Below are 17,179 nucleotides of genomic sequence, written 5' to 3' on the forward strand. Positions count from 1 at the left end.
GATTGCTTGAACTCATCGGTGTAGATCTTTGGCATGACTTCCATCCTTCCTGGAACTTATCCAGTCGTGAAGTCAACTAAACCCTCAGCAGTCCCTATGTATTGAGACAGGTGTTGACGATGTACTGAGACTCAACACCGCTAGCCCGACAGATTTTTCCGACACAGTGTCGGAACCGTAGGTCCGGAATCCACAGGGATTCCGGACCTCCGTCATTCAGTGCACCTGACGCCCTCCGCGTCACCGCAGCCCCCTCCTTCCTCGCCCCTTCCTCACCCCTTGACCGGCGTTAGAACATGTGTTCGAATCGTTGTATCGGGCGCAGAGCGCGCCCCGCGCTCCGACGATGCAGGCGCCGGTGGTGCGCACAGCGCCCGGCAGCAGGAGGGCGGCGGCAGGTGGACGGAGGACGACCATGAGGTGGAACCAGCAGAGCGTCCTCGATCCGATGGCGATGGTCAACGTCCGCGGCCTGCTCCGCACGGTGAGCACGCCGGAGTTCGCCGGGATGACCTTCCACGAGGTCCTCGCCAAGACCGCGCTCAACAAGGTCCCGCCGGCCAGCGCCATGCCGTTCCCCTGGACGGTCAACCCCTACCGCGGCTGCTCGCATGCCTGCGTCTACTGCTTCGCGCGCAATACCCACCGCTACCTCGACCTCGACGCGGGTGAGGACTTCGATTCGCAGGTCGTCGTCAAGGTCAATATCGCTCAGGTGCTCGCCGCCGAGCTCGCGCGGCCCCGCTGGGTGGGTGAGCACGTGGCGCTCGGCACGAACACCGATCCCTATCAGCGGGCGGAGGGCCGCTACGCGCTCATGCCCGGGATCATCGACGCGCTCGCCGCGCACGGCACCCCGTTCTCGATCCTCACCAAGGGCACCCTGCTGCGCCGCGACCTGCCGCTGCTCGCCCGTGTCGCCGAGGACGTCCCGGTCGACCTCGCGATGTCGATCGCGGTGTTCGACGACGCACTCCAGCAGATGGTGGAACCCGGTACCCCGACGACGGCCGCCCGGCTCGCCACCGTGCGCGCCGCGGCAGACCTCGGGTTCCGGGTCACGGTGTTCCTCATGCCGGTCCTCCCCTACCTCACCGACTCCCCCGCACAGCTCGAGACCGCGGTGCGTGCCATCGCCGCATCCGGTGCGACCCGGGTCGTCCACGGCGCCCTCCATCTGCGACCGGGTGCGCGCGAGTGGTTCCTCGCCTGGATCGACCGTGAGCACCCGCACCTGAGCCGCCGCTACCGCGCCCTCTATGCGCACTCCTCCCACGCGCCGCGTTCCTACCGCGCCCAGCTGTCCCGGCGGATCGGCCCGCTCCTCGACCGGTACGGGCTCAGTTCGCGGGCGGACGACGACTACGCGCGAGGACGCTCCCGGGATCGGCAGGCAGTTCCGGCCGCCGCCCCCGCGCTCACACCGACGCTCTTCTGACGAGGCCTGCACCCGGAACACGGACTGCAGCAGGAACTGCACCGGCGGGCGGAGACTGTGCAGGCTGCGCCCGCCGGTGCGGTTTCCATCGCACTCCCCCAGCACCCAGCGACCACGCGGGCTCGAACCCCGGAATACCCCGCCGGGGCGTGCTGTTGGGGTTGATGGACACGGCCGCACCAAGGCCTCTGCAGCCTCGACGGACACCGACCGCATTCGACGAAGGGACCCCCATGGGCTTCAGCATCGCCACCACCGCGCTCCGCGCCATCCCCGGCGCCTTCATCCTCAACTCCGGCGTCGGCAAGCTCGGCATGCCGCGCGAGATGGCCGAGGGTCTCCAGGGCATGGCCGCCTCCGGCGTGCCGAAGCTCGGCGAGCTCACCCCGGAACAGTTCGCGAAGTTCGTGAGCTACGGGGAGATCGCGGTCGGCGCGGCGCTGCTCGCCCCCATGGTCCCCAAGCGCATCGCCGGAGCCGCGCTGGGCACCTTCGCCGCAGGGATGCTCGCGATGTACTTCCGCAACCCGGCGATGACCGAGGAGGACGGTGTGCGTCCCAGCCAGGACGGCACCGCGCTGGCCAAGGACGCCTGGCTCGCCGCGATCGCGATCGCGCTGATCTTCGGCCGCAAGTGACGCGCCTCCTCCGGCCGTGACACGGCAGCGCTGAGCGCGGCCGCACGACGGGCCCGAGTTCACGAGCGCACCCTGAGCACGATACAGGCGGGGCACCCGGATTCCGGGTGCCCCGCCTGTGTCGTCTGAACCTGTCCCGGCTCGGGCCGATCCGCCCCCGACTTGCGATCCGGAGCCGGTCCCGAGGCGGGAACCGCGGGTCAGGCTGTGCTCACCCCGACCGTGGCCTTCCGGGCGCGCCGCCGCAGGGCCTTGTCGACCTCGACGGTGAGGAACACGACGACCCCGACGATCACCGGAAGCAGCCAGCCGCTGAGCGGCACGGCGGTGGTGGCGAACGCGACCTGCATGAACGGAAGGTACCCGAAGGCGAGCTGCAGCCCGATCATCAGCGCGACGCACAGCCACGAGATGCCGTTCGTCGTGAACAGCTCACGGCGCATGCTGGACGCGGTGGTGAACCGGCTGGCGAACAGGTAGAAGATCTGCCCGACGACGAGCGTGTGCACCGCGATCGTCCGCGAGGTCTCGAGGTCGAGCCCACCGGACTGCGCGAGCAGGAACGCCCCGATCGTCGCCCCGCCGAGCAGCAGGGACACGTAGGCGATCCGCACGACCGCCTCGGAGTCGAGCAGGGAGGCCCGCGGATCCCGGGGCGGCCGCTCCATGATGCCGGGCTCCGAGGGCTCGAAGGACAGCGCGAGCGACAGCGTCACCGCGGTGATGAGGTTGACCCACAGCACCTGGAGCGGGGTGATCGGCAGGGTCATGCCGGCGACCATCGCGACGAGGATGACGAGACCCTGCGCGCCGTTCGTCGGGAGCATGAAGATGATCGCCTTGCGGAGGTTGTCGTAGATCGTCCGGCCCATCTCCACGGCGGCCGCGATCGAGGCGAAGTTGTCGTCGGTGAGGACGATGTCGGCGGCCTCCTTGGTCGCCTCCGTGCCCTTGATGCCCATCGCCACGCCGACGTCGGCGCGCTTGAGCGAGGGGGCGTCGTTGACGCCGTCGCCGGTCATCGACACGACCTCGCCGTCGGCCTGGAGCGCCTGCACGAGCCGCAGCTTGTGCTCCGGGCTCGTGCGCGCATAGACGTCGTGCTCGCGGACGATCTCCCGCAGTTCCTCGTCGGTGCTCGCCTCGAGCTCCGCCCCGGTGATCGCGCGATCACCGATCCCCATCTCCCGGGCGATCGCGGTCGCGGTGCCGGCGTGGTCACCGGTGATCATCCGCACCCGAACGCCGGCGCGCTGCACGGTGCGGATCGCCTCGATCGCCTCCTCGCGCGGCGGATCGATGATCCCGAACAGGCCGAGGAGCACGAAGCCGCCCGCATCGACGTCGTCCGTGGTGAGCTCATCGGTGCCCGGGTCGGCGCGCCGTTCGGCGGCGGCCAGCACGCGCAGGCCCGAGGCGCCGAGCCGGTCGATCTCCGCCTCCCAGTGGGCCCGGTCGAGCGGGGTGCCCGCATCGGGGCCGTCCCCCTGCCGGTCGCAGCGGTCGAGGAGCCGGTCGGGTGCGCCCTTGAGGTGGACCAGCCGGGTGCCGTCCGCCCCGGCATCGAGGGTGGCCATGTACTTGTACTCGGAGTCGAAGGGCACCTCGGCGAGCCGCTCGGCCTGCGGGTGGGCGCCGGACTTGAGGGCGAAGGTGCGGATGCCGCCGTCGGTCGGCTCCCCGTTGAGGACCCATTCCCCGTCGCGCTCGACGACACGGGAGTCGTTGGCGAGCGCGGCCACCTCGGCGATGGCGGCGAGCCCGGGGTGCGCTGCGAGCTCGATCGTCCCGCCTGCGGCGGCGTCCTCGGTGCCGGCACCCGGGGCGCCCGCGGTGGCAGGATCCGCGGCGCGGATCTCGCCGTCGGGCGCGTACCCGATGCCGGTGACCTCGAACCGGCCGGCGGTGGTGACGACCTCGCGCACGGTCATCTCGTTGCGGGTGAGCGTGCCGGTCTTGTCCGAGCAGATCGTCGTCACCGAGCCGAGCGTCTCCACCGAGTTCATGCGGCGGGTGATCGCGTTGCGCGAGGCCATCGCCTGCACGCCGAGGGCCAGGGTGATCGCGAGCACGGCGGGCAGGCCCTCGGGGATCGCGGCGACGGCGAAGCCGATCGCGGACATGAGCAGGCGCGGCCACGGGTGGTCGTAGAGGAGCCAGGACAGGAGCACCATGCCGACGGCGAGCACCACGGCGACGATCGCGAGCAGCGAGGAGAAGCGGGTCATCGAGCGGGTGAGCGGGGTGTCCATCGACTCGACCTCGCTGAGCATCGTGGTGATGCGCCCGATCTCCGTGCCGGTGGCGGTGGCGGTGACGACGCCGGTGCCGGAGCCCGCGGCGACGACGGTGCCGGAGTAGGCCATCGACGAGCGGTCCCCGAGCACGGCGTCCGCGGCGACCGGGTCGACGGCCTTCTCCGCCGGCACCGACTCCCCGGTGAGCGCGGACTCCTCGATGCGGAGGTTGACGGAGCGGAGCAGCCGGAGGTCGGCAGGGACCTTGTCGCCGGCGCGCAGCCGCACGATGTCACCGGGCACGAGCTCCTCCGCGTCGACCTCGGTCCAGTCGCCGTCGCGCAGCACCTCGCTGTCGAGGGACAGCATCGAGCGGATGCTCTCGAGCGCATCGGCGGCCTTGCCCTCCTGGAAGAACCCGACGAGCGCGTTGATGAGGACGACGGCGAGGATGACGATCGTGTCGATGACCTCGCCGAGGATGCCGGTGAAGACCGCGGCGGCGAGCAGCACGTAGATCATCGGGTCGTGGAACTGGCGCAGCAGCCGCTGCAGCGTCGTCTCCTGCTCGCTCGGCGGCAGCGCGTTCGGGCCGGTCGCGGCGAGGATCTCGGCGGCGCGCGTCGAATCGAGTCCGGAGTCGTCGGTGTCGAGAGCGGAGAGCACGTCCTGCTCGGGCAGCGCGTGCGGCGGGCGGTCGGCGGAGAACAGCTGCGGGCTTGCGGTCATCAGGTCTCCTGCCCCGGTCGGCCTGCCGGCCGGTTCCGGGTATGCGTCGGGTACGGGTCCGACCGGGCGGTTCGGGGACCGGTCGGACGGCATCCGACCCGGCGCCCCCGGCGACAGGGTTCCTTACCGCTCACGAGGTGGTGACCAGCGGTTTCCCCGTCCGGATCGGCTCTGTCGTCCATGCTACGCCCCGACTCCGGTGCGCCTGCTCGCCGGTGTCCCGGAATGGGACGCGCCGTCCCGTCGCACAGCACCCCTCGGTCCCGGTGCACCGCACCTCGCGCCGGGCGGGTGACGCGGGGCGGGCCGTGGACTACCGTGGCCGCATACCGGAGAGAGGGACCGCCATGACCGATCCGACCAGCCGCACCACCGAGCCCGGCCCCGCCACGGGATCCGCGAACGCGGCGCCTGATCCCGCTCCGCTCTCCCCCGTTCTGCCGCCGGACACCGTCGCCGCGTGGGTCGCCGCCGACCGTGTGCAGGAGACCGCGAGGTTGCGCGCCCAGCTCGCCCCGGTCGTCGAGCTCGTCTCCCCGCTCACCGACCGGTTCCGGTTCACCGGCCCGGGTGAGGTCATGGCGGTCCTCGAGTCCGCGTTCGAGCTCCTCGACGACATCGAGATCACCGCGCTCACCGGTTCCGGCCGCGACTGGGTGCTCCACGGGACGAACACCCTCGACGGCGCCAATCTCGAGGAGATCCAGTGGCTCCATCTCGCCGCGGACGGCCGCATCGACCGCATCACCCTGTTCATCCGACCGGCGCCGGCGGCGATCTCCCTGCTCGCGAAGATCGGCCCGCCGCTCGCGCGCCGCGGCGCGCTGCTGCCGGGAGCGGCCCTCGCCTCGCGCGCGGCCGCCCCGATCGCCGCGGTGCTGCGCCTCACCGAACGGGTCGTCATGGGCCGGCTCAAGCGGAGCTGACCCGCACCGGGGCCGGCGTACGGCACCCCGCGGGGCGGGCGCGGCTCAGCCGTCGAGGAAGTCCTCGAGCCCGGTGAGCAGCCGGTCGACGTCGCGCTCATCGGTGTACGGGGCGATCCCCATCCGCAGGCCCACGCGGTCGAGCAGACCGAGGCGGGAAACCGCCTCCCAGGCGTAGAAGTCCCCGGCCGGGGCGAGCACCCGGTGGGCGTCGGCGAGGTGCCGGTAGGCTGCGCGGACGTCGCGGCCGGGCAGGGTGACGCACACCGTCGGGGTCCGTTCCCGGGCCCGGGACCACGACACGACGCGCGGCCCGAGCTCCGCCAGGCCGGTCTCGAGGCGATCGAGCAGCCTGTGCTCGTGCGCGGCGATCGCGGCATAGGACCGGGCGAGGCGTGCCCTGCGACCGGTCTCCCGGCCCGGTGCGATCTCGGCGAGGAAGTCCACGGCGGCGGTCACCCCGGCCATGAGCTCGTACGGCAGGGTGCCGCGCTCGTACCTGTCGGGTACGGCGTCCGTCTGCGGCGTGAGCTTCTCCGGGGTGATCGCGGCGAGGAGCGCGGGGTCGGCGGCGAGCGCGGCGCAGTGGGGGCCGAGGAACTTGTACGGCGAGCACACGAGGAGGTCCGCGCCGAGCGCCTCCCGGTCGATCAGGACGTGGGCGGCGAGGTGCACGGCGTCGACCCACACGAGGGCGCCGTGGGCGTGGGCGAGGTCCGCGACCGCGCGCACCGGTGGGATGGTGCCGAGCAGGTTCGAGGCGCCGGTGAGCGCGACGAGCACGGTGCGCTCGCCGATCACCGCGCGGGTGCACTCGAGGTCGAGCTCCCCGGTGTCCGGGTCGAGGTCGATCCAGCGCACGCTCGCCCCGGTCCGCTGCGCGGTCTGCACCCAGGGACTGATGTTCGAGTCGTGGTCGAGGCGGGTGACGACGACCTCGTCGCCCGGCCCCCAGTCCCGGGACAGGTGCCCGGCGAACTCGTAGGCGAAGGTCGCCGCGGAGCGCCCGTAGACGATGCCGAGCGGGTCGGAGGACACGAGGTCGGCGAGCGCGGACCGGAACGCGGCCATCGCATCGAGGGCGTTGCGCTCGGAGTCGATCCCCGCGCCCTTGTTCGACAGCGGCCCGGTGAGGGTGGAGGCGACGGCCCGGCCCACCGCGGCCGGGGTCTGGGTTCCCCGGGGCCGTCGAAGTGGGCGATCCTGCTCGACTGCGCGGGGAACGCGTGGCGCAGGGCTGCGAGGTCGTAGGTCATGGCGGAGTTCCTCTCCCGGGCGGCCCGGTCCCGGCCCTCGCCTCACACGCTAGGTGCCGGGACGTCGGGAGGGAAGGGGTGGCCGTCGGGCCCGCGGGTCCGTCAGTCCGCCTGCCTGCTCGCCTGCCCGCTCGCACGGTGCGCGGTGCTCACGAGCACCGGATCGTCACCGCCGGCGAGGTGGTCGGCGAGTTCGACCTCCGGATGACTCGTGCAGGTCGGCGGGTCCCAGGGCGGGCCGAGGACGATCGCAGCGGGGTCGAGACCGCCGCGGGCGGTGTCGAAGCCGGTGCCGAGCGCCTTGAGCACCGCCTCCTTCCGCACCCAGGTGCGCAGCAGTGCGGCGAGGCGCTCGGCCTCGGTCGCACCCGCGGCGGCGCGGAACCAGATCCGCTCCTCCGCCGCGAGCGCGACATCGGCGAAGGAGCCGGCGCGGGTGCCGGAATCGCGGAACGGGGCCCACGCCTCGGCGTCGATGCCCACGCTGCCGGGCTCTCCCGGCCCGCTGCACGCCGCGGCGACCCAGCCGGCCGTCCGGGACAGCGACACTGCCACCGGGGCGGCGCCGGCCCGGGCCCGCCGGCCGCGGACGGTCGCTTCGATGCGCACCGCCTCGGCCGACACCGAGTGCACGCGGGCGACGAGACCGGTGAGGAGGGCGTGCGCGGGGTCGACGCCGTCGGGCGCCTGCTCGATGGTCCACTCCACGACATCCTCCTTCCCACCCGCGCGCCCCTGGGGTCCGACTCCGCGCGGTCGGGTCCAGTATCGCCGACCCGGCGCCCTCCCCTCCTCGCTGTGGCCGACGCCTCGGCGCGGGTTCCGGGCCCCGTCACCTGCCCGACGTAGACTCCGGGTGAGACATCGCCGTTCGCACGAGATCGAGAACGAGGCCTGTGAGCATCCACCCCCCGCAGTTCCCCGGCACGCACCGCACCCCGCTGCCGCGCACCCTCATCGACATCATCCTCTCCGTCGCCGCGACCCATCCCGAGGCGCCCGCGCTCGACGACGGCCGCCGCAGCCTGAGCTACACGGAGCTCGTGTCCGAGATGCGCGCTCTGGGCTTCGCGCTCCACGAGGCCGGCGTGGGACCCGGCGACAAGGTCGGCGTCCGCGTCTCCAGCGGTACCCTCGACCTCTACGTCTCGATCCTCTCCGTGCTCATGATCGGCGCCGCCTACGTCCCCGTCGACGTCGACGATCCCGACGAGCGCGCCCGCACCGTGTTCTCCGAGGCCGGTGTCGCCGCGGTCGTCACCGACCCCGCGGCGCCGAGCGAGGAGATCCGCCCGACGATCACCCGCACCACGGACCGGCCGCTCGCCGACACCCCTGCCCTGCGCGCCCCGGAGCCGGGAGACGACTGCTGGGTGATCTTCACCTCCGGGTCCACCGGCACCCCCAAGGGCGTGGCCGTGACCCACCGCTCGGCCGCCGCGTTCGTCGACGCCGAGGCCCGGATCTTCTGCATCGCGGAACCGCTGGGCCCCGGCGACCGGGTGCTCGCCGGCCTGTCGGTGGCCTTCGACGCGAGCTGCGAGGAGATGTGGCTCGCCTGGGGGCACGGCGCCTGCCTGGTGCCCGCCCCGCGCGCCCTCGTCAAGTCCGGCATGGACCTCGGCCCGTGGCTGTCGAGCCGCCGCATCACCGTCGTCTCCACGGTGCCCACGCTCGCCGCGCTGTGGCCGGCGGAGACGCTCGACAACGTGCGGCTGCTGATCTTCGGCGGCGAGGCCTGCCCGCCGGAGCTCGCCGCCCGCCTGTCCGACGGCACCCGCGAGGTGTGGAACACCTACGGCCCGACCGAGGCGACCGTCGTCGCGTGCGCCGCCCCGCTCGGCGCCACCGGTCCGGTGCGGATCGGGCTGCCGCTCGACGGCTGGGACCTCGCCGTCGTCGACGCCCAGGGCGTCCCCGTGCCCGAGGGGGCGACGGGTGAGCTCATCATCGGCGGGGTGGGCCTCGCCCGCTACCTCGACCCGGTCAAGGACGCGGAGAAGTACGCGCCGATGCCGACCCTCGGCTGGGACCGCGCCTACCGCTCCGGCGACCTCGTCGTCAACGACCCGGCCGGCCTGCTGTTCGTCGGCCGCGCCGACGAACAGGTCAAGCTCGGCGGACGGCGGATCGAGCTCGGCGAGGTCGACTCGGCTCTCCAGGCGCTGCCCGGGATCGCCGGCGGTGCGGCCGCGGTGAAGACGACGCCCAGCGGCACCCAGCTGCTCATCGGCTACCTCGCTCCCTCGCAGCGCCCGGCCGCGGCGGACGAGCCCGCACTGCTCGCCGCCTACGCCGAGCAGCTCCGCCGGGTGCTCCCGCCCGCGCTCGTCCCCCGCCTGACGATCGTCGACGAGCTGCCGACGAAGACCTCGGGCAAGGTCGACCGCAACGCCCTGCCGTGGCCGCTCGCCGCGGTCGCCGAGGACGAGGCGGCCGGCCCCCTGCCCGCGCACGCGGAGTGGATCGGTCAGCAGTGGGCGGCGGTGCTGGGCGGCACGCCCGGCATGGACACCGACTTCTTCGACGCCGGCGGCGGCTCGCTCGCCGCCGCCCAGCTCGTGTCCCGGCTGCGCACCGAGCACGCGCAGGTCACCGTCGGCGACATCTACGCTCACCCGCGCTTCGGGGCGCTCGTCGAGCTGTGCACCGGCGCCGACGCCCCGGAGAACGTCCACCGCCGGCCGCGCCGGGTGCGCCGCACCGCCCGCACGATGCAGCTCCTGCAGACGCTCCTCGGGATCCCGGTGCAGATCCTCTCCGGCATGCGCTGGGTCGTCCTCACGCTCGTCGTGTGCAACGTCGCCGGGGCCCTCGGTGCGCCGCTCGTCACCACCCCGTGGTGGTTCGTCATCGCGCTCTACCTCATGTTCGTCACCGCGTGGGGCCGCATGCTCATCTCCGCGGCGGCCGCGCGCCTGCTCCTGCGCGGGGTCGGCCCGGGCGTCTACCCCCGCTCCGGCGGCGTCCACCTGCGGCTGTGGCTCGCCGAGCACATCGCCGAGCAGGCCGCGGCCGTGTCCGTCGCCTCCGCGCCGTGGGTCACCCGCTACGCCACCCTGCTCGGCAACCGGATCGGCCGCGACGCCGACCTCCACTCGATCCCGCCGATCACCGGCCTGCTCACGCTCGAGGACGGCGCGGCGATCGAACCCGAGGTCGATCTCAAGGGCTGGTGGGTCGACGGGGACCTGCTGCGGATCGGCCCGATCCACGTCGGCGCGAACGCCACCGTCGGCGCCCGCTCCACGCTCATGCCCGGCGCCCGGGTGGGGGCAGGCGCCCACGTCGAACCCGGCTCCGCGGTCACCGGCAAGGTGCGGAAGAACCAGGTGTACTCCGGCTCCCCCGCCGCCCGTGTGGGCAAGGCGAAGAACACGTTCCCGGACCCGCCCTCGCGCCGCCGCCACACCCCGTTCTGGTTCTACGCCGTCGGCTCGATCTTCCACGCCGCGATCCCCTACGCCGCGGCCGTGCCCGGGCTCGCGCTCATGGTCGCCGTCTCCGGGGTCGAGGTGTTCGCGGCTCCGCTCGCGCTGCTCGCCTGGGCGCCGGTGCTCGCCGCCGTGTGGTTCGTGTGCACCGCGGTCCTCATCGTCCTCGCCGTGCGCGGACTGGCGCTCGGCCTGCGCGAGGGCACCTACCCGGTGCGCTCGGCGATGGGCTTCCGGGTGTGGGCCACCGAGCGGATCATGGACATGGCCCGCGACCTCCTGTTCCCCCTCTACGCGAGCCTGCTGACCCCCGTGTGGCTGCGGATCCTCGGCGCCCGCGTGGGCCGCGGGGTCGAGGCCTCGACGGTGCTGCTCGTGCCGAGCATGACGCAGATCGCCTCCGGGGCGTTCCTCGCCGACGACACCATGGTCGCCTCCTACGAGCTCGGCCACGGGTGGATGCGGATCGGCCGGGCCAAGGTCGGCAAGCGCGCCTTCCTCGGCAACTCCGGGATGGCCGCCGCCGGGCGCCGGGTGCGCGCGAACTCGCTCGTCGCGGTGCTGTCGGCCGCCCCGCAGAAGGCGAAGAAGGGCAGCTCGTGGATCGGCTCTCCGCCCGTCGAGCTCCGCCGCGCGGAGGTCGCCGCCGACGAATCCCTGACCTACGATCCGCCGCTGCGGCTCAAGGCGCTGCGCGGCACCTGGGAGACGCTGCGGATCCTCGCGGTGCTCACCGCCGGGGTCGTCGTCGCCGGAGTGTTCCTCGCCCTCACCGGTCTGCTCACCGCCGCTGCCGAGGTGACGGGCGCCGGCCCGGCAGCGGGCGCCTCGGGCACGGGACCGGTGACTGCCGGGGTGTGGCCGGCGATCGTCATGACCGCCCTGTCCGGTGTCGTGATGATGCTCGCCGGTGCGGTCACCGCCGGGATCGCCGTCGTCACCAAGTGGCTGTTCGTCGGGCGGGTCAGCGCCGGGGAGCACCCGCTGTGGTCGTCTTTCATCTGGCGCAACGAGGTCGCCGACTGCTTCGTCGAGCTCGTCGCCGCCCCGTGGTTCGCGCGCTCGGCCGTCGGCACGCCGGCGCTCGTGTGGTACCTGCGGGCGCTCGGGGCGCGGATCGGACACGGCGTGTGGTGCGAGACCTACTGGCTGCCTGAGGCCGACCTCGTCGACCTCGCTGACAGTTCGACGGTCAACCGCGGCTGCGTCGTGCAGACCCATCTGTTCCACGACCGGGTGATGGCACTCGATACCGTGGAGCTCGAGGCCGGAGCGACGCTGGGACCCAACAGCGTGATCCTGCCGGCGGCGACCCTCGGGCGGTCGTCGACGGTCGGCCCGACCTCGCTCGTCATGCGCGGTGAGTTCGTCCCCGCCGACGCCTACTTCACGGGCAACCCGGTGGTGCCGTGGGTCGATGCGCCCGCGCTGCCGGAGTCCTCGTTCGCCGCCGAGGCGCCCGCCCCGGCCACCACCGCTGAAGGGAGTCCGACGTGACGGTGCTCGACCGCTGCACCCCGCACTCGGGGACGGCCGCGGTGCGGATCGTGCACTACGATCTGCACCTCGACTACAAGATCCTGCCCAACCGGCTCGCCGGGCAGGCGACCCTGCGCGGTTCGATGCTCGCAGATGCCCGGACGATCGAGCTCGATCTCGTCGGCCTCGCGGCCGGTCGGGTGCTCGTCAACGGCCGCCGGCACCGGTTCAAGCAGACGCGGAACAAGCTCGTCGTCCGGGCGCAGGAGAAGTTCCTCGTCGACGAGCAGCTCGAGATCGAGATCCAGTACTCCGGCACCCCGGGGCCGGCGATGGGCACGTGGGGCGACGTCGGCTGGGAGGAGCTCACCGACGGCGTACTCGTGGCCGGCCAGCCGACGGGCGCGGCGACGTGGTTCCCCTGCAACGACCATCCGAGCAGCAAGGCGACGTTCCGGGTGACGATCCTCGTCGACTCGGAGTACACGGCGGTATCCAACGGCGAGCTCGTCGACACCCGCCGGCGGGCCGGGCGCACCGCGTGGACCTGGGAGTCCGCCGAACCGCTCGCCACCTATCTTGCGACGATGCAGATCGGTCAGTACCGGCGCGGGAGCGTCGACAGCGGCTCGCACGTGCCCTCGCAGGTGCCGATGACGCTCGCGTGCAGTGCGGGCCTGTGGCAGCAGGCGCAGCGGATCCTCGCCAAGCAGCACGCGATGATGACGGTGTTCGAGCGCCGGTTCGGCGAGTACCCGTTCGGGCACTACGGGATCGTCGTCACCGACGACGTGCTCGAGATCCCGCTCGAATCGCAGCCCCTGTCGATCCTCGGGCGCAACCACCTGGCGCAGACGTGGAACGCCGAACGGCTCATCGCCCACGAGATGGCTCACCAGTGGTTCGGGAACTCGGTGACGCCGAAGTCCTGGTCCGACATCTGGCTCAACGAGGGCTTCGCCTGCTACGCGGAGTGGATCTGGTCCGAGGAGTCGGGCCAGAAGTCAGCCCAGCAGCGCGCCCGCGAGCAGCACGTGCGGCTGGCGGACCTGCCGCAGAACCTCGTGCTCGCCGACCCGGGAGCCGCTGACATGTTCGACGACCGGGTGTACAAGCGCGGGGCGCTCACGCTGCACACGCTGCGCCTCCACATCGGGGACGAAGACTTCTTCCGGATCCTCCACCGCTGGACCGGGCAGTACCGGGGCGCGAACGTCACCACCGAGGCGTTCCTCGCGCTTGCGGAACAGGTGTGCGGCCGCCCGGTCGAGCCGCTCATCCACGACTGGCTCTACGCTAAGCCGCTCCCACCGCTCCCCGTGCAGTGGTGAGCGTGAACGGTGCCTGCCGGGACGTCCCCGCTGTGACGTCCCCACGGGGACGCGTCGTGCAGCGGTGAGGCGGTGCGACCGCTACCGGAGCAAGGATGGCATCGCTGTCGTTTTCAGGAGAATTGATCGTTGATCGCCGGCATTCGAATTGCAGATCCCGGCAGTCGCGACAAGCGCCGACTTACCGTCCGGAAACTCAACTCGCAGATGCTCAAAGTTCGGAAATCTTGACAAGAGGTTCGCTACGGTCATGCAATCACGCGCATTGCCCTCGATACTTTGATTCTGAGGAACAAGCTTTAGCAGCACCTCGCTCAGATTTCCATTAGGCACTCCATCTACAACGACGTATTCCGGATACGTCCAACGACCCACGACCAATGAGTGGTCCAACGATTCATCGGTAGAGGCTTTTGCTAGATCATCCGGCGTCAATCGAATCTCTGATTCCAGAGCATTGACATATTCCTCACAGGACCTGTAGGAGACTATTCGATCCTCCGAAACCCCCAGTTCTTGCACAGCAAATTTAGGGCCGTCGATATCCGGATTCACAATTGTCACTATGGAACCAGTATTTGACAGTCGCTCTTCAAACATTCCAGATGAAACCAGGTCCGTCGCCGGAATGCTGTAGCCGACCAGCGCCACATTAGCCGCCGAACCAATGGCATCCGACGCGTCCTTCCACAACTGACGAGTTAGAGGATTCCGGTAGTAGGAAGACTTTGCAGCGGCCGGAGGTACTATAAATGGCTCACGTCCAGGTAGAAGCTGATTCCGATCCACCACACGTGGCACTCCCGGAGCGCCGAATCGTCCATTATCATTCCACCGCCGAATAGTAGTCCCCGTTAGATCTCCGGGCACCCAATAGTTATCAATCGACCCATGCAACTTGATCAATCGAAACGTCTTAGCTGCCGGCAACCCGAATACCAGACCTCGATTCGGCGTTTCAGGCGGAAGAGGCATGTTCTTCAACGCATCCTCGGCTTGAGCTTCGTGCTCGAGATCGTCGTAGAGTCGGCAATACTTAAGCACCAACTCCGGAATCACGTCGTAGTTGAAGGTAACGACATTCGCCTGTCGAAAATGCAAAATTCCGATGAGACGCTGCAGCCACCACGATGGTTGCCCCTTGAGCACTTCATCCTGACATTCACGAATCACTTCTCTAATCGCGGATGTGACAAGTGAGAACATCTCTCGATTGCGAAGATTCTCCGATTCCGACAGATCCGGCTGTTGCTCTGCCAAGCGCGACAACCAAGATTCGAAACGGCGTCCTCTGAACGGTCTTACCGCGTCCTCGGATCGACCAGATTCGCGGATCCTGCGCATCACCCGAACCCCAAGGTCATCGGTCGCTGGAAACACGCCATCCGATGCAGCGATAGAGAAACCAGCGCCTAGAACCACAGTCAAACTCATAAGTCCAACGATACTAGAGATCGGCAAGCGTCACTCAACGGACGCTTAGATTCGAGGCAGTTGACGGACACATGTAATAAGCCTCGGACCGGTGCTATGGGCAGAACTAGGGCTTCGGTTAGGGCGTTATCAGAATTGCGAACCTGCAAATACCTGGCCCCGCTTCAAACAGGTACAGTTTCCAATCCAGTGAGGCTGCTCCCGATCGCCGTTGGCTCGCCAACCGCCCTGGCACGTCTCGTACAGCTCCCGTCTTACGCACCACTATGCACCCAATGCAACTCAGCAAGAAGACGCTCACCCAGATGGTAAGAGTCATCGCAATAAGATATCGCGTCGAAAGTGAAGCTGGTGCTGTCAACGACCGATCGAAGTTTCCAGCGCAAGGAACCGAGAGCAGCTTCTGCGAACGCGCAACCGCCACCTGCTGTGCCGTCCCCGGGGGACGCGTCGTGCAGCGGTGAGGCGGTGCGACCGTTACCATGAGAGCATGACCGACCCGACTCACTTTGACCCCCTCGCGCTCGAATCCCTGCTCGCCCTCGAGCACCGCGGGTGGGACGCCCTGTCCAGCCACCGGGGCGGCGCGTTCTACGGCGCTCTCATGACGCCGGAGGCGGTCATGGTCCTCGTCAACGGGATGGTGCTCGACCGTGAGACGATCGTCGCCGGTCTCGACGACTCCCCCGCCTGGGACTCCTACACCCTCACCGACGCCCGCGTGGTGCCGACCGGTGAGGACTCCGCGGCACTCGTGTACCGGGCGAGCGCACGGCGCGCCGCGGACCCTGCCCCGTTCGAGGCCCTCATGGCGAGCCACTACCGGCTGGTCGACGACGAGGTGCGACTCACCTTCTACCAGCAGACGACGATCACGCACTGAGCGCTGCACTCGGCGGAGTGGATTCGGCCCGCGGGCAGTGCGATGCTGAAGACTCCGTCCGAGCACGCGAGCCGCGCGGCTCGGTTCCGATGAACGAGGTGGCAGTTCGAATGATGGATCCGTCACGCGCGCAGCAGGTCGCCAACCCGCTCGAGGAGCTCGGGCTCGATGAGCTCCGGCAGCGGACGAGCATGAAGTGGCGCGCTCACCCCGCTGACGTGCTGCCGCTGTGGGTCGCGGAGATGGATGTCCGACTCGCCCCGCCCATCGCCGAGGCCCTCCACCGCACCATCGATGCCGGGGACACCGGGTATCCCGTCGGCACCGCGTACGCCGAGGCGTTCTCCGCGTTCGCAGCGGAGAACTGGGCGTGGAACGACCTGGCCGTGGAGCGGACCGCGATCGTCCCCGACGTCATGATGGGAGTCGTCGAGGTGCTCCGGCTGGTGACGGAGCCCGGTGACGCCGTCGTCGTCAACTCCCCCGTCTACGCGCCGTTCTACGCCTTCGTCACCCATGACGGCCGGCAGATCGTCGAGGCGCCCCTCGGTGCGGACGGCCGGGTGGACCTCGGCGTCCTCGAGGACACGTTCCGCCGGATCAGGCAGGGCGGGCGTGGGGCCGCCTACCTGCTCTGCAACCCGCACAACCCCACCGGAACGGTGCACACCCCGGAGGAGCTCGCGCGGATCGCGGAGCTCGCCCGCACCCACGGGGTCCGGGTGGTCGCCGATGAGATCCACGCCCCGCTCGTCCTGCCCGGGGCCCGCTTCACCCCCTATCTCAGCGTGCCGGGGTCGGAGGACGCCTTCGCGCTGATGTCGGCGTCGAAGGCCTGGAACCTCGCCGGTCTCAAGGCCGCGCTCGCGATCGCCGGGGAGGAGGCCGCCGCGGATCTCGCCCGCATGCCCGAGGAGGTCAGCCACGGCCCGAGCCACCTCGGCCTCATCGCCCACACCGTCGCGCTCCGGGAGGGACAGGAGTGGCTCGGCGCGCTGCTGCGGGGTCTCGACGCGAACCGGACGCTGCTGCGCCGGCTCGTCGCCGAGCACCTGCCCGAGGCCGGCTTCCGCGTGCCCGAGGGCACCTACCTCGCATGGCTCGACTGCAGCTACCTCGGCGCCGGGGCACCCGCCGCGCGGGACGGACTCGCCGTCGTGTCCGATCTCGCGGGACCGGCGCAGCTGTTCCTCGACGAGGCCCGGGTGGCGCTGAGCTCCGGTCACGTGTTCGGCACGGGCGGTGCCCAACACGTCCGGCTGAACTTCGCCACCTCACCGGCGATCCTCACCGAGGCCGTCGAGCGGATGGGTCGCGTGCGGCCGGTCGGCTGAGACCGGCCGGCCCACCGTGAGCTGATGCGTCGCCTCTGTGACGTCCTGGTCCATTGCCGA

Annotated in this window: 11 protein-coding genes; 7 read left to right on the forward strand and 4 right to left on the reverse strand. The window is 70.5% G+C overall.

The window, feature by feature from the left end; all coding sequences use genetic code 11:
• Window positions 1-415: 415 nt before the first annotated feature.
• Both AB0I45_RS12965 and AB0I45_RS12970 read left to right on the forward strand, forming a co-directional pair.
• Window positions 416-1,438, forward strand: coding sequence for an Rv2578c family radical SAM protein (locus AB0I45_RS12965; RefSeq protein ID WP_137319983.1), 1,023 nt, complete (start codon window positions 416-418; stop codon window positions 1,436-1,438).
• A 233-nt stretch (window positions 1,439-1,671) separates the two neighbouring features.
• Window positions 1,672-2,076: a hypothetical protein gene (locus AB0I45_RS12970; RefSeq protein ID WP_137319984.1), complete on the forward strand. Its 405-nt coding sequence runs from the start codon at window positions 1,672-1,674 to the stop codon at window positions 2,074-2,076.
• A gap of 200 nt (window positions 2,077-2,276) precedes the next feature.
• On the opposite strand, the gene AB0I45_RS12975 is transcribed toward AB0I45_RS12970, so the two are convergent.
• Window positions 2,277-5,042 (reverse strand): cation-transporting P-type ATPase, encoded by a 2,766-nt coding sequence (locus tag AB0I45_RS12975; protein WP_345032536.1) that lies wholly within the window; start codon window positions 5,040-5,042, stop codon window positions 2,277-2,279.
• A 347-nt stretch (window positions 5,043-5,389) separates the two neighbouring features.
• On the opposite strand from AB0I45_RS12975, the gene AB0I45_RS12980 reads away from it, so the two are divergent.
• Window positions 5,390-5,968: a hypothetical protein gene (locus AB0I45_RS12980; RefSeq protein WP_345032534.1), complete on the forward strand. Its 579-nt coding sequence runs from the start codon at window positions 5,390-5,392 to the stop codon at window positions 5,966-5,968.
• A gap of 45 nt (window positions 5,969-6,013) precedes the next feature.
• On the opposite strand, the gene AB0I45_RS12985 is transcribed toward AB0I45_RS12980, so the two are convergent.
• Together AB0I45_RS12985 and AB0I45_RS12990 are read right to left on the reverse strand one after the other, a co-directional pair.
• Window positions 6,014-7,126 (reverse strand): cysteine desulfurase-like protein, encoded by a 1,113-nt coding sequence (locus AB0I45_RS12985; protein ID WP_345032532.1) that lies wholly within the window; start codon window positions 7,124-7,126, stop codon window positions 6,014-6,016.
• Window positions 7,127-7,326: 200 nt separating this feature from the next.
• Window positions 7,327-7,932: a 4'-phosphopantetheinyl transferase superfamily protein gene (locus tag AB0I45_RS12990; RefSeq protein ID WP_345032530.1), complete on the reverse strand. Its 606-nt coding sequence runs from the start codon at window positions 7,930-7,932 to the stop codon at window positions 7,327-7,329.
• 188 nt (window positions 7,933-8,120) lie between these two features.
• Between AB0I45_RS12990 and AB0I45_RS12995 the strand changes: the two genes are divergently transcribed.
• The gene (locus AB0I45_RS12995) at window positions 8,121-12,155 is read left to right on the forward strand and encodes a Pls/PosA family non-ribosomal peptide synthetase (protein ID WP_345032529.1); all 4,035 of its coding nucleotides are present in this window, start codon (window positions 8,121-8,123) and stop codon (window positions 12,153-12,155) included.
• Window positions 12,152-13,468 carry a M1 family metallopeptidase gene (locus tag AB0I45_RS13000; protein ID WP_360318718.1) on the forward strand — a complete coding sequence of 439 codons (1,317 nt, stop codon included), beginning with the start codon at window positions 12,152-12,154 and terminating at the stop codon, window positions 13,466-13,468. Before AB0I45_RS12995 ends, AB0I45_RS13000 begins: the two co-directional genes overlap by 4 nt.
• An 81-nt stretch (window positions 13,469-13,549) precedes the next feature.
• Here AB0I45_RS13000 and AB0I45_RS13005 read toward each other — a convergent pair whose 3' ends face one another.
• Window positions 13,550-14,902: a hypothetical protein gene (locus AB0I45_RS13005; RefSeq protein WP_295689047.1), complete on the reverse strand. Its 1,353-nt coding sequence runs from the start codon at window positions 14,900-14,902 to the stop codon at window positions 13,550-13,552.
• A 490-nt stretch (window positions 14,903-15,392) separates the two neighbouring features.
• On the opposite strand from AB0I45_RS13005, the gene AB0I45_RS13010 reads away from it, so the two are divergent.
• Window positions 15,393-15,785, forward strand: a complete 393-nt coding sequence (locus AB0I45_RS13010; protein ID WP_137319989.1) for a nuclear transport factor 2 family protein — start codon at window positions 15,393-15,395, stop codon at window positions 15,783-15,785.
• Window positions 15,786-15,895: 110 nt separating this feature from the next.
• Window positions 15,896-17,119, forward strand: coding sequence for a MalY/PatB family protein (locus tag AB0I45_RS13015; protein ID WP_295689044.1), 1,224 nt, complete (start codon window positions 15,896-15,898; stop codon window positions 17,117-17,119).
• Window positions 17,120-17,179 lie beyond the last annotated feature (60 nt).

This window comes from Brevibacterium sp. NPDC049920 (assembly GCF_040656435.1).
Taxonomy (GTDB): Bacteria; Actinomycetota; Actinomycetes; order Actinomycetales; family Brevibacteriaceae; genus Brevibacterium; species Brevibacterium pityocampae.